This window comes from Bacillus sp. JKS001846, from assembly GCF_900176455.1.
In the GTDB taxonomy this organism is placed as follows: Bacteria; Bacillota; Bacilli; order Bacillales; family Bacillaceae_G; genus Bacillus_A; species Bacillus_A cereus.
The window spans coordinates 1,666,142-1,679,307 of record NZ_FWYG01000001.1 but is presented as its reverse complement, the minus strand read 5'-3'; the positions used below and the strand labels follow the sequence as shown (position 1 = coordinate 1,679,307).

Genomic DNA, 13,166 nt, shown 5'->3' with positions numbered 1-13,166 from the left:
TATAAAAAGGTCTTTTTTTCATTATACAAGACTTATTACTTTCGTTTTTGTAATTAAATCCTGAAAACCACAATTATCTTTGCGGAACAACATCATATATATATTACATATTAATGGAATTCCTAATAGCAATACGTTCGGTAATAACACTACAAAAAATCTTATAATTAATGTTTGCAACGTTAGCTTTTCACTCTTCAATGAAATTAATTTTATTCTCGTTACCTTTTTTCCAAGTGTAACACCGTTCCAAATAAAGGGTAACACAATAAAATATATCGCCATTAATATAAAAACTACTGCGAAATCATATCTAAAATCACCTAAGCTTATATTAAAGCGCTTAAACATAGCACTATAGTTTCCGGTCATAATAGCTACTACTACACCATACATAACCGAGATTAAAAACATGTCAATTAGGGAAGCACCTATGCGATTCATTACAAGCGCTGGACGATGCATCTTTAACTTCATTTTATGTCGACTCCTTCATATCCTTCTTTACCCGTCTCATCGTACCACTTCTAAAAAACATTGTAAACTAGCCTTTCTCTTACTTTTCTTGTACAATTTGTTACAATAGCATTATAAAGGAGGTTCCCATATTGAAAAAATGGATAATCCTATTCGTCGCCTTCCTATTAACTGGTTGTGCAGGAAACACAGGTCACTTAACTTATACGGTTAACGATGAATACGAACTCATACGTACTTCTGGAAATGCATTTGAACTTTTCCCCTCGCAAGATGCTGTATATGCCACACAATACATCCCTGCAAAAATTACAGACATTGCTTGGGATGATAAATACATTATTGCAAAACAAACCGAGGAAAAATCAGATCCGAATAACCCTGACGCAGCAATTGCAAATAAAAAAAGTGAACATTATTGGATTATTGACGTAAAGCACAATAAACGTTTCGGTCCCTACAATGAAAAGCAATTTAATGAACAAAAAGATGCGTTTAAAATTAAGGTGCCTTTTCAAAATGTAGATTCATACATAAAAGAAATAAAAAAACAGTCAGCATAATATTTGAATGCTGACTGTTTTGCCTTACATTATTTTAGTGAGATGTTAAACGTTTGTGGCTCTTTTACAACATCTTGTGTTTCTGAATCTCCTGCAAGTAAATCATCAGTTGTAAACTGAATATCCTTTACCTTGTCTTTTCCATCGTCAAGTATTAGACCAATAATACCATCTCTTGTTTCACCAGGCTTATAGTCTTCTCTTGATACATTTTTTGTACCAACTAACGTATCTTCGTCATATAAAAAGTTTTGAGTGGCTACTTTAAAATGTTGCTTACCATTAATCATAACATCATTCATAGAGAAAAATTGCATATTTTTATTTGCGGTATTCTCCACTTTATATGTAATCTCAACGTAACGAATTGTATTACTAATCTCTGTTCCACTTAGCGATGCATATAATTCTGCATCTTCTTGGCTTACTTTATCCCCTAATCTCCGTTTTACTTCTTCAGGGGTTAGTGCCGTGTATACTTTCAATGTTTTTTTTGCCTTTTCACTCATCTGTGATAAAGAAATTACTTTCACATCTTGTACGTGAATTTTCATTGGCGCTACTTCAAATGTTTGATTCACAGAATGCATCTGCTCTAACTTAAAAGTACCCCATCCTGTTTCTTTCACTTTTTGTCCTACTTTTTTCAGCTCACGCCCACCATATTCTTTTGTTTCAGGAATAGATTCTTTCTTCTTCGGTTCAGCTTTCTTTTCTTCTTGATGGAAGCAACCACTTAACATAAGAAGAAAACTACATAAAACAAAAATACTTTTCCATGCTTTCATCATTTCATTTCTCCTAACGCTATCATTCATGAATATAAAATTAGTCCCTGGCTTTGTAAACTATAGAAACAATGACAAGTCCACAAAATGAACTTGTCAGTCCAGATACTATTATACCTCCAATTTGGAAAATATGAAAATAGGGATCTAGGAACGCGTGCACGATAAATATAATAGTTGCTACAACAATTACTGAAACCCAATACTTTCTTTTTTCCGAAGCTAAAATAAGATCTTTACCCATTTCATTTCTATACTTCCATAAAACGTATACTAATAGTAGAACACCAATACATGTACTTCCATGTTGCATATATTTATAAACAGAGATACCGTACCATTCTCTTTGTAATAATGGTATTTTCATAACGAAATAGCCTGTCTTATGAGTGAATGCATCCCAAACAACATGCGTGAGCATACCGAATAATGCAGAATAGCAAAATACAAAGAATTCTTTCCAGGTATGTAGCCCCCACCTCTCATCTATTGCATATGAATAATAACCAGCAAACGGTTTAGGTAAATGCGTTATAAACGGCTTTTTTAAAATGTAATGATATATGTATGCGAGTAGAAATATAAGCGGTAAATTTAAATATAAGAACCCAAGCCATTTATGGCCAGTAACACCATACGGTCTAAAGTGTAAAAAATATTCAAAGTCAGGCACCATACTACCTAATATAAGAGCCGTTACTGAAATATGTTTAGAATGCTTTTTCGCAAAAGGAAGAACTGCTGCTGGATGTGCAAATGTAAACGGCATACTTTAACTCCTTCTCACATTTTCAATAGAATACCATATATCATAACGAGAGAATGGATCTTCATGCAATATTTATTTTCACATTGGAATATGATAGTTTAAATGATATAATCCACATAAAATATTCAGAAAATAAGGAAGGGATTCAGGTGTCATTAACACTTGTATTTGCCGCCTTTTTAGAATCAAAATCCGTTATGAATTGAGGTTTATATATTGATTGACGTACCCTTTTTACAAAATGTTACATTAAAAAAAGAAAATATCCCTAGTTTTTCCGCATATCCTTACTGCTTACCTGCTATCCGAACATTACAATCACTAGTTTTTCATCCAAATGTAACATTCATTATTGGAGAAAATGGAACGGGTAAATCAACATTACTTGAAGGAATTGCAATTTCGTTAGGCTTTAATGCAGAAGGTGGAACGAAGAATTTCCGCTTTAGCACTAACGATTCACATTCATCTTTACATGAATACCTTCGAATTTCCAAAAGTTTCAATACACCAAACGACGGTTTCTTTCTTCGCGCTGAATCATTTTATAACGTTGCTTCTTATATTGATGAAATAGATGCTGATAGAGAAGCACGTGGGAACCCGGTTATCAACTCTTATGGTGGTATCTCACTACACAAACAATCACACGGTGAATCATTCTTTTCCTTATTTATGAACCGTTTTTCAGGACAAGGTTTATACATTTTAGATGAGCCTGAGGCCGCTCTATCACCAATGAGACAACTTTCCATGCTTATTCGAATGCATGAGCTAGCGGAACAAGGTTCACAATTTGTTATTGCGACGCATTCTCCTATTTTAATGGCTTATCCTGAATCCACTATATATTCTTTAACACAAGAGGGAATTCACGAATCCACATTAGAAGAAACTGAGCATTACCAAACGACGAAACTTTTCTTTGAAAATCGCGATCGATTATTCCATCATCTATTTGAGTCGTAAAAAAAGAAGCAGCAATAGCTGCTTCTTTTTTATAGTGCTTCTATAAATAAGGCAACCCCGATACCGCCACCGACGCATAAAGAGGCAATTCCTTTTTCTAACCCACGTCTTTTTAATTCGTGAATTAAACTTACTGTAATACGAGCCCCTGTACAACCAATTGGATGCCCAAGTCCTACGCCACTACCGTTTACGTTCACTTTTTCACGGTCTAAGCCTAACTCTTTCTCTACAGCTAAATATTGAGCCGCGAAAGCTTCATTAATTTCAAGTAAATCTGCATCTTCCAATGACCAATCTACTTTTTCTAAACCTTTACGAATTGCTGGTGCTGGTCCAATACCCATAATTTTCGGGTCTACTCCAGCTACTGAATATCCAACAATTCTAGCTAACGGTTGTAAGCCTTTTTCTTTCGCTTTTTCTTCGCTCATTAATACTAGAACTGCACTTCCGTCATTCAGGCCAGATGCATTACCTGCAGTTACAGACCCATCTTTACGGAATGCTGGTTTTAACCCTGCTAATTTTTCCGCTGTAATATCTGCACGTGGATGCTCATCCTTCGAAAATACTACTTCTTTTCTACGTTCTTTTATTGTAATAGGAACAATTTGATCGTCAAAGTGTCCAGACTCGATTGCCTTCAGTGCCAATGTATGACTGCGAAGAGCAACTTCATCTTGTTCCTCTCTTGTAATTTCATATTGTTCAACTAAATTTTCCGCTGTTTCACCCATCATAATATGGTGAATCGGATCTTCTAACACTTCCCACACCGTATCACGAATTTCTCCGTGCTGTAGACGTTGTCCCCAGCGGTGCTGTTTCAATGCATAAGGGCTCGAACTCATCGCTTCTACTCCACCTGCAACAACAACATCACTTACACCTAATTGGATTTGCATTGCAGCTGACATAATTGCTTGCATACCTGAAGAACATTGACGTTGGATTGTATATCCCGTAACTGTGTCAGGAAATCCTGCCGCTAATGCAGCTGTTCTCGCTGTATTTGCTTCATCAGTTCTTTGAATACAATGACCTAAAATTACTTCATCAACTTCATGTGGTTCTACCCCGCCTCGTTTTACAGCTTCCTGAAGTACAGGAACAGCTAATTCTACTGGCGTTACATTTTTTAGCGCTCCTCCAAAAGTTCCAATTGGCGAACGAACTGCAGCTGTAATAACAACATTATGCATTTTGTACTTGCCCCTCTCTTATGTACCCTAGTAAGTTTTTAGGTGAAATTCCATAAGATGTATATCTATAACTATCATACTATAAACATACTAAAAAATCAAAATATTTAATATAATAAAAATAGAAGGAATTAACCTTCTATTCTGTCAGTGCATATAAAAACTTTTGCAAAATTTTCTCTGTCGTTTCATTCAATTTTGGCAACTTATCTACTGGAAAATATTGAAGTTTCAACCCTTCATGATCGAGCTTTAATTCCCCGCTCACATGATGTGCCTGATACAGATGAATGACATTGAAAATTTCATCGCCATTCGGATAACGGAAATATACTTCTTTTCCTGATAGAACACCAAGAAATTGCATTATTTTTGCAGTTAACCCCGTTTCCTCAAATAACTCTCTACGTGCCGTTTCTTCTGTCGTTTCACCCAGTTCCATCGCCCCGCCAGGTACACCCCAATCATATGTATCTGAACGATATTGAAGCAATACTTCTTGTTTATCATTTAATATAATGATTGCTGATCCTACGAGAATAAGCGGTCTTGTACCAACGACTTTTCGTAACTCTTCAATATACCCCATATGTAAATTCCCCTTTCCCTAACCTCCCTTATCATAACAAAATTTCTCTCTTTTTGTTCATGTAATTTTAAAGAAAAAAAGGAAGCTTTCGCCTCCGTTTTTTCATCTTTATTTCTTAAAACTTTCATATTTTACAGCTTCAAAAGCTTCCTCAATTTCATCATTACGATAATGGACATATGTAAAACGACCCAATTCTACTAATCTTGCTATTTCCTGTAACGCTTTATGCTGCTCATATGTTTCTTTCAGCTTAATATGTACATAAAACTTCATTAAAGGATGTTCATATAAAGGTTCTCCCACCTCTACATATACATCTTCAACCCCTTGTACAACTCTTACATAACTCGCAAATTGATAAAGTGCTTCTCTGTCTGAAACGATTTTTAATGTATACATATATTCTCCCCCTTTCCTTTACTATATCAAAAAGACGACCATACCATGTTATAGAACTATGAAATTTTTTCGACTTGTCATCTATATATTCAATAAAGAAGGCGTTTATCCATACATGACATCTTTTCCCCACATATATTATAGGAAGAACTTTTTTTCATTTGAGGTGTTCCTTATGGATCCATACGTCAATATATGTATTTGCATTACTCCCGGCGCCGATATTTCTGATGACCGCATCGCAAAAGATTTAGCTGTTGCAGAATCAATTTGGCACCCCATTACATTTCAAATTCAAGAAGTAATTGTATTAAATGAACTTTTCCGTTTTTTTGACCGTGAAATCAGTTATAAAAATTCCATTCAAAGTCAAGAAAAGTTGGCATCCTTTTTCCAAACATGTGTAAATGAAGCTCCTGAATGCGACCTTTATATTTGTTATATTGGCAGTGATTATTTCAAAGAAACAGCAGTAATTGCCTGCGCTTATTCTTTAGCAAAACAACAGCAACTTACTGGCTATATCGTTTTAACAAATTCGGCTGCCCCTACGAAAAATATATATACGCTCGCTCACGAAATCGGTCATATTTTATTTACAAGACGTATTCATGGAAAACTTACTCATGCAGATCCTCATTCTCCAACCGGCTCGGAGCACCACCCTTCTCCAACAAATCTTATGTATCCGATAGTCCCTCGTCCAGAAAACGTTCATATTCATTCCTTATTAACAACAGAACAAAAAGCGCTCTCTTTACAAAGCTCTTTACTACAAAGAAAAAAACAGTAACCCTCATGTTACTGTTTAAAACAACTTGTTCCAATCAACAAACAAAATCCCGGCTGCTAGAAATAAAAATAGACAACTAAATGTAAATGTAATCCCTCTAAAAATCCCTATATAATATTTCTTTGGAAATAATTTTTGGTATATCCAGAGCAGCCGCTTTTTATTGAATTTCTTGTTCATACTTTTTCTTTCTTCAATTTTTAAAGACCATTTCATTAATCCATATATACTTCCATACATAAGTAAGACCTTTGCAATTCCCCAAAATACATTACTTTCTTCTAAATCTTTAAATAAGAACATAATCATAAGAGGAACAATTAGTACAAAAACACCCATCCAGCCAAGAGCATATACTTCACCAATAAGAAGTAATAAAAAGATAATTGCTGCTAATATATATGTTTGCATTGTCGACAATTGCAATACAGGTGTCCCATACCATTTATTCATAAACATCAATAACACCAATAATAAAATAGGAACCATTACTATTACATAAATCATTCCAAATTCTACTAATTTACTTTTAAAAGAAGACATTCTAAATGCAACAATCATTCCAATAATCGTAATGATTAAAACGATAGGATAACCAATTAACTGTACATTTGTTAACGTAAATTGGTTATCGGGGCTTCCAAATAAAATATTTGTCAGTAACCAATATCCACCAATACCAATAATCATCCCTAAAATACTTTTTATGCTCCCGCTTTTATCCTTCTCCATCTCTTTCGCTAATTCTTCCGCATACTCTTTTGGTGAGTCACCAAATATGTCACTTACTGTCTTTCCCTTTTTTTCACCTTCTATTAAATGAAGCTCTGCATCTTCTAGAAAAGCGTCCACATCTTCTTCTTTAATCCCTTTTGTTATTAAATATACTTTCGTATCGATTAAAAACTTTTCACCTTCTTTAGAAATCTTCATTATAACTCCTCCCTTATTTAATCATTTCTCTTCTATTCGTCTTCATCATAATTTCAAGGAAGATTAAAATAAACAAACTTCCGTATAAACATATAATTTGAAATAACATTGGCACGAGATCTTCTGATGTAAATGTTTTAAATAGTAACATAATCGAAAGTGGAATAATTAAATATAAATTTTTAAACCATCCATCAAAATACATATTTACCGCTACTGTAATGATAAAAATACCACCAGCCAATAAATAACTTTGCATTTGATTGAATATAAACATTTTTGTAGGATATATCACATCTAGTACCATAATAACTCCCATTAAAAACATTGGCGCTATCATTACTAAAAACCACATAGAAAACCACGTTTTTGAAAAACTTGTTACAAAAGTCATTTTGCGAAGTAGAAAATTAGGACCTATAACAACTAAAATAAATGAAAAACTATAACCGATACACTGAATAAGTGAAATCTGTAACATTCCATGGTTCACTATTAAGATAGAAGCAATAATCCAAAACGATACGATATTCATTACTGTAAAACCAATTTGCTTCCACGTTTCCTGTCTATCCCTTTCCATCACTTTTACAAGTTCATCTGCATATTCTTTCGGTGAGCTTCCGAAAATATCTTCTACACTCTTCCCCTCACTCTCAGCTTCTATTAAATGCAACTCTGCATCTTCTAAAAAGTTTTCAATATCACTTTCTTTTACACTCTTTGCCGTCAAAAATAATCTCATATCTAACAAAAACTTTCGCGCTTCACTTGATAGCATTATTTTTTTCTCCCCTTCCCTTCAAGTAGACGCTCTACACTACTTTGCATCGCTTCCCAGCGATCCATAAATTCACCAAGTGCTTCCTCGCCTTTTTCTGTTAATGTATAATATTTTCTCTTTGGACCAGATGGAGATTCCTTCATTACGCTTGTTATTAGTCCTTCTTTTTGCATTCGTATTAATAACGGATAAATACTTCCCTCACTCGCCATTGTAAAACCATACTTCGCTAGCTTTTCACTCATTTCATAACCGTATATTTCGCCTTCAGAAATAATAGCAAGTAAGCATCCTTCTAAAATCCCTTTCAGCATTTGACTTGTCGACATAATTTAAATCCTCCTAACGATATTTTTTCCAAATGTTTGCAGGAATTTCATTATAGCTTCTCTAAATAGAGCACTATGAAAACTTTATTATGAAGGGATGTTTTTCATCATGGTTACAAATCGAGTTGTCTTTTTAACAGGTGCTGCAAGTGGTATTGGTTATGAAATGGGAAAGGCTTTTGCAAAAGAAGGTGCAAAAGTTGTGATTACCGATCGACTTGAAGAACGTGCAAAAGAAGCTGCTGAACAATTACAAAATGAAGGTTTTCAAGCTATCGGTTTAAAATGTGACGTTACATCTGAAGAGGAAATTACAGCAGCAATTTCTCAAACAGTTGATCATTTCGGTTCATTACATATATTAATTAACAACGCAGGAATGCAACACGTTTCACCCATTGAAGACTTTCCAACTGAAAAGTTCGAGCTACTAATTCAAATTATGCAAATTGCTCCGTTTATCGCAATTAAGCATGCCTTTCCGATTATGAAACAACAAAAATATGGTCGTATTATTAATGTCGCTTCTATTAACGGCCTTGTCGGATTTGCTGGAAAAGCTGCCTACAATAGTGCAAAACATGGCGTAATTGGATTAACAAAAGTTGCTGCTTTAGAAGGTGCTACGCATGGTATTACTGTTAATGCCCTTTGCCCTGGTTATGTCGATACCCCTCTTGTACGTAATCAACTACAAGACTTAGCTACTACACGAAATGTACCACTTGAAAATGTTTTAGAAGATGTTATTTATCCACTCGTCCCACAAAAGCGCTTATTACAAGTACAAGAAATCGCTGATTATGCGATGTTTTTAGCGAGTGAAAAAGCTAAAGGTATAACGGGACAAGCTGTTGTTATAGATGGTGGTTATACCGCTCAATAAAAATAAAGTTTGCTCAAGAAGAGCAAACTTTATTTTTATTCCCGAGGATCTTCGTACTTTAGTAATTGCCGCGGGAGCTTCTCAATTGCAACAATTACCCCCTCTAGTTTACTTTCAATACAGTGGAGTAAATATAATGTTACAACAATCGGAAACCCTACATTACCTATCATCTTGATCCACTCTTCCATCCTCTTCCCCTCCTTTCATTATATAAGTAAGAGAAAACACTGCATTTAGGCATAAAAAAACAAGCTATTATGTATTAGCTTGTTTTTCAAATAATGATGCAATTTCTCGTTTATAGTCCCCGCGTATAATACCTTTCTCAGTAATAATTCCTGTAATTAATTCATTCGGCGTTATGTCAAATGCTGGATTATAAACATCCGTTCCAATTGGTGCTACTTGTTTTCCAAAGATTTTCGTAACTTCTGTTTCATCTCTTTCTTCAATAATAATTTCAGCTCCAGTTTCTTTCGTAACATCAAATGTTGACAGTGGAGCAGCAACGTAAAATGGGATATTAAAGTGCTTTGCTAAAATAGCTAAATTCATTGTCCCTATTTTATTTGCCGTATCTCCATTTGCGACAATTCGATCCGCCCCTACAATAATTGCATTTATTTCTTTCGTTTGAATAGCATGAGCTGCAGTATTATCTGTAATAAGGGTCACATCAATATTTGCTTGCTTCAATTCCCAGGTCGTTAAGCGACCACCTTGTAAAACTGGTCTCGTTTCACACGCATATGCATGTAAACGCACACCTTTCTCTTTTCCAATATAAAAGGGAGCTAATGCAGTTCCATATCTGGCAGTTGCGATACTTCCAGCGTTACAGATTGTTAAAATATTATCGCCATCTTTAAAACATGTTAACGCATATTCCCCAATATTTCGGCACACCTCTTCATCTTCCTGCTGAATGCGAAGCGCTTCTTCTTCTAATGTTTTTTGTGCTTCTTTTATTGTAGTAATCTCTCGAATAGATTCTCTCATACGATCAATTGCCCAAAATAAATTTACTGCTGTCGGGCGTGACGTTCCTAAATAATTACAATCTCTATTAAACTTCTTTTGAAATTCTTCAATATGTACAGTGTTATATTTTTTTGATGCAAGCGCCAAGCCAAATGCAGCTACAATTCCAATTGCAGGCGCTCCTCGTACTTCTAACATTACGATGCTTTTCCAAACCTCTTCAATAGTCGTCAATGTTTTGTATTCTGTGCTATGCGGCAATTTCGTTTGATTTAATACCGCAATTGCATCACCTTTCCAGCTTACAGATCTCGGAACAGTAACAATTGTACTCACGCTTTTACGCCCCCTGAAACTGTCTGTTGAAATAATGTTCGAAACAGTTGAATATCAGCACTTTTAGATTCATATTTTATTAGTTCTTTACCTAAGGATAGCGCTTGTTTCTTAGCTTGAATTCTTGTTTCTTTATTTTCTATTTCATCTAAATCTGCTACATGAGCTAAACCAATTGTTCTACGAATCAGTTCACATCCGGCAAATCCAACTGCATCAGTAAAGATATTTTGCAAAATAATTGGTAACCATTGTTTTTCTTTCTTATATGCTTCTACACCTTCTCCAATCCATAACTTTGTAAAAGTTTCTACAAAATAACTCCACGTCTTTTCTATATGGAAAAATAGTACACTTCTTTTTTCTTCTTCTCTAGATAAAGCATTTAATAATAGATTTGCAATAAATTGACCTATGTCAAATCCAAATGGGCCATATGTCGCAAATTCTGGATCAATCACTTTCGTTTCAGAAGGTGACGAAAAAATACTACCAGTATGTAAATCACCATGAATAAGAGTTTCTTTTCTTGTTAAGAACTTATATTTATATTGTGCTACTTTTAGTTTTAAAGTTTTATCACTCCAAAGTTCATCAACCACGAGCTGTAAATCTGGCTCATAATCATTTGTATCATAATGTCCAAACGGATCTGTAAACACTAAATCCTCTGTAATTTTACAAAGGTCCGGATTTACAAAGGTACCTTCTAGTACCCTCTTCTCTTCTGACTGTAAACCAAAATCTGAAGTATAAAATAAAACATGTGCTAGAAAACGGCCGATATGCTGGGATAAAAGCGGATATTCTTCTCCGTCTATTAATCCTTTTCTTGTAATTGTTAGTCTTGATAAGTCTTCTATTACCGTTATCGCTAACTCTTCATCATGACTGTACACTACTGGAACATAATCCGGTACATACTGCGCAAAAATTTGTAATGCCTTGCTTTCAATCGTTGCTCTTTTTATAGACAATGGCCAGCTTTCACCAACTACTTTCGCATAAGGCAGTGCTTGTTTTATTATAATTGATTTCTCTCCATCATCTAATTTGAACACGTAATTTAAGTTTCCATCTCCAATTTCATGACAAACGACATTTGCCTTCGCTTCAAAATAGCCATGATCTTTCGCATATTGTACAGCTGTTATTTCTGTTAATGAATAATATCCCATCGTCTTCTCCCCCTTTTTAAATTCAGAGGTTTTTCTAACATAGAAAAACCTCTTTCCACTAAGAAAGAGGTTTGAAGTTTATCTTCTCCCCTCTTATCTGCCAGAAAGTTTTACTTTCTGCTGGAATTAGCACCGTGCCTTTTGGCGTAATAAACGCCCCATTTCACAATGGTATTACGGTCGGTTGCTGGGCTTCATCGGGCCAAATCCCTCCACCTGCTCTTGATAAGAGTTGTATAATTTTTTGAATTTTTAACTTTATGTTGAAGACTATACCAAGAATAAAAATCACTTGTCAACATTTTATTTGTATAATTCTGGACGGCGATCCGCAAAAACTGGAATTCCTTTACGTACTTCTTTAATTTTCTCGAATTCAAGCTCTCCAAATAAAATTGATTCCTCTTCATTCGCCTCTACTACAACTTCACCCCAAGGGTCCACAATTAAAGAATGACCCGCAAATACATTATTTGGATCCTTTCCTGCTCTATTACACGCAACAACATAACACTGATTTTCAACTGCTCTTGCTTGCAATAGCAAACGCCAATGTGCTAAACGAACTAATGGCCATTCTGCTACAACAAATAATACTTTTGCCCCTTTAGCAGTATGGACACGCATCCACTCTGGAAAACGAATATCATAACAAATTGTTCCAGCGCATTCGACATCATCTAGCTTAAATTCGCCCGTACCATTACCGGCTATTAAATATTTATGTTCATCCATAAGCTGAAATAAATGTACTTTACTATATTCGTTGACTAGCTGTCCTTCATTATTTACAACATACATCGTATTTGTAACGCCTTGCTCTGTTTGCTTTGCTATAGAACCACCAACAATATGTATATCATATTGCTTCGCCCATTCTATTAACTTTTCTTTCGTTTCCACTCCATCCCTTTCTGCAATTTCAGAAAGTCTCGTTAAATCATATCCTGTTGTCCATAGTTCTGGTAAGACGATAACATCTGGCCTTTCCTTCATAGCTTCGCTTATTTTATTTTTAGCATTCTCAATATTTTTTTCTACATCTCCAAAAACAATATCCATTTGAATACATGCGACTTTCATTTTTTCAGCCCCATTCTTATTTTTTTCTTTACAAAATACTGGAAAGATTATATCATTTGTCACTAGAATTGTAACAACTTTCAAAAGAGGTGGAAAGT

16 protein-coding genes, 1 pseudogene and 1 riboswitch are annotated in these 13,166 nt (G+C 34.8%); of the genes and pseudogenes, 4 read left to right on the top strand and 13 right to left on the bottom strand.

Annotated features, from left to right (window positions below; translation table 11 throughout):
* Positions 1 to 21: 21 nt before the first annotated feature.
* Positions 22 to 477 carry an RDD family protein gene (locus tag B9A45_RS09300; protein ID WP_000769098.1) on the bottom strand — a complete coding sequence of 152 codons (456 nt, stop codon included), beginning with the start codon at positions 475 to 477 and terminating at the stop codon, positions 22 to 24.
* 131 nt (positions 478 to 608) lie between these two features.
* Between B9A45_RS09300 and B9A45_RS09295 the strand changes: the two genes are divergently transcribed.
* Positions 609 to 1,040 (top strand): DUF3997 domain-containing protein, encoded by a 432-nt coding sequence (locus tag B9A45_RS09295; protein ID WP_000758785.1) that lies wholly within the window; start codon positions 609 to 611, stop codon positions 1,038 to 1,040.
* Between the two features lie 29 nt (positions 1,041 to 1,069).
* On the opposite strand, the gene B9A45_RS09290 is transcribed toward B9A45_RS09295, so the two are convergent.
* A complete protein-coding gene (locus tag B9A45_RS09290; protein WP_084064002.1) occupies positions 1,070 to 1,831 on the bottom strand; it encodes a hypothetical protein in 762 nt (253 codons plus the stop codon).
* A 37-nt stretch (positions 1,832 to 1,868) separates the two neighbouring features.
* Positions 1,869 to 2,597 (bottom strand): DUF4184 family protein, encoded by a 729-nt coding sequence (locus B9A45_RS09285; RefSeq protein ID WP_084064001.1) that lies wholly within the window; start codon positions 2,595 to 2,597, stop codon positions 1,869 to 1,871.
* A gap of 216 nt (positions 2,598 to 2,813) precedes the next feature.
* Here B9A45_RS09285 and B9A45_RS09280 point away from each other — a divergent pair, with 216 nt between their 5' ends.
* Complete coding sequence (locus tag B9A45_RS09280; protein WP_084064000.1) at positions 2,814 to 3,566, top strand: AAA family ATPase; 753 nt, start codon at positions 2,814 to 2,816, stop codon at positions 3,564 to 3,566.
* A 29-nt stretch (positions 3,567 to 3,595) separates the two neighbouring features.
* Here the strand turns inward: B9A45_RS09280 and B9A45_RS09275 are convergent, their stop codons facing one another.
* The 3 genes from B9A45_RS09275 to B9A45_RS09265 form a co-directional block, all read right to left on the bottom strand.
* A complete protein-coding gene (locus B9A45_RS09275) occupies positions 3,596 to 4,771 on the bottom strand; it encodes an acetyl-CoA C-acetyltransferase (RefSeq protein WP_000552075.1) in 1,176 nt (391 codons plus the stop codon).
* A gap of 139 nt (positions 4,772 to 4,910) precedes the next feature.
* Positions 4,911 to 5,360 carry an NUDIX hydrolase gene (locus tag B9A45_RS09270; protein WP_002005651.1) on the bottom strand — a complete coding sequence of 150 codons (450 nt, stop codon included), beginning with the start codon at positions 5,358 to 5,360 and terminating at the stop codon, positions 4,911 to 4,913.
* 108 nt (positions 5,361 to 5,468) lie between these two features.
* Positions 5,469 to 5,762 carry a DUF3928 family protein gene (locus B9A45_RS09265; RefSeq protein ID WP_000288330.1) on the bottom strand — a complete coding sequence of 98 codons (294 nt, stop codon included), beginning with the start codon at positions 5,760 to 5,762 and terminating at the stop codon, positions 5,469 to 5,471.
* 175 nt (positions 5,763 to 5,937) lie between these two features.
* Here B9A45_RS09265 and B9A45_RS09260 point away from each other — a divergent pair, with 175 nt between their 5' ends.
* Positions 5,938 to 6,555 carry an ImmA/IrrE family metallo-endopeptidase gene (locus tag B9A45_RS09260; protein ID WP_000371609.1) on the top strand — a complete coding sequence of 206 codons (618 nt, stop codon included), beginning with the start codon at positions 5,938 to 5,940 and terminating at the stop codon, positions 6,553 to 6,555.
* Positions 6,556 to 6,729: 174 nt separating this feature from the next.
* Here B9A45_RS09260 and B9A45_RS09255 read toward each other — a convergent pair.
* The 3 genes and pseudogenes from B9A45_RS09255 to B9A45_RS09245 form a co-directional block, all read right to left on the bottom strand.
* A pseudogene (locus tag B9A45_RS09255) lies at positions 6,730 to 7,488 on the bottom strand (DUF1129 domain-containing protein); the annotation flags it as partial.
* Between the two features lie 13 nt (positions 7,489 to 7,501).
* Positions 7,502 to 8,269 (bottom strand): DUF1129 domain-containing protein, encoded by a 768-nt coding sequence (locus B9A45_RS09250; protein ID WP_000952891.1) that lies wholly within the window; start codon positions 8,267 to 8,269, stop codon positions 7,502 to 7,504.
* Positions 8,269 to 8,601, bottom strand: coding sequence for a PadR family transcriptional regulator (locus tag B9A45_RS09245; protein ID WP_000107984.1), 333 nt, complete (start codon positions 8,599 to 8,601; stop codon positions 8,269 to 8,271). Before B9A45_RS09245 ends, B9A45_RS09250 begins: the two co-directional genes overlap by 1 nt.
* Before the next feature lie 109 nt (positions 8,602 to 8,710).
* Here B9A45_RS09245 and B9A45_RS09240 point away from each other — a divergent pair, with 109 nt between their 5' ends.
* Entirely contained in the window at positions 8,711 to 9,487 is a 777-nt protein-coding gene (locus tag B9A45_RS09240; RefSeq protein WP_000258428.1) for a 3-hydroxybutyrate dehydrogenase, read from the top strand.
* Between the two features lie 35 nt (positions 9,488 to 9,522).
* On the opposite strand, the gene B9A45_RS09235 is transcribed toward B9A45_RS09240, so the two are convergent.
* The 4 genes from B9A45_RS09235 to B9A45_RS09220 all read right to left on the bottom strand — a co-directional run bounded on the left by B9A45_RS09235 (position 9,523) and on the right by B9A45_RS09220 (position 13,152).
* Entirely contained in the window at positions 9,523 to 9,678 is a 156-nt protein-coding gene (locus tag B9A45_RS09235; RefSeq protein ID WP_084063999.1) for a YvrJ family protein, read from the bottom strand.
* Between the two features lie 67 nt (positions 9,679 to 9,745).
* Positions 9,746 to 10,807 (bottom strand): S-methyl-5-thioribose-1-phosphate isomerase, encoded by a 1,062-nt coding sequence (gene mtnA, locus B9A45_RS09230; RefSeq protein WP_000104612.1) that lies wholly within the window; start codon positions 10,805 to 10,807, stop codon positions 9,746 to 9,748.
* A complete protein-coding gene (gene mtnK / locus B9A45_RS09225; RefSeq protein ID WP_084063998.1) occupies positions 10,804 to 11,985 on the bottom strand; it encodes an S-methyl-5-thioribose kinase in 1,182 nt (393 codons plus the stop codon). Before mtnK ends, mtnA begins: the two co-directional genes overlap by 4 nt.
* A gap of 90 nt (positions 11,986 to 12,075) precedes the next feature.
* Positions 12,076 to 12,217, bottom strand: a riboswitch (SAM riboswitch).
* Positions 12,218 to 12,288: 71 nt separating this feature from the next.
* Entirely contained in the window at positions 12,289 to 13,152 is an 864-nt protein-coding gene (locus B9A45_RS09220; RefSeq protein WP_142263095.1) for a carbon-nitrogen family hydrolase, read from the bottom strand.
* Positions 13,153 to 13,166: the final 14 nt, after the last annotated feature.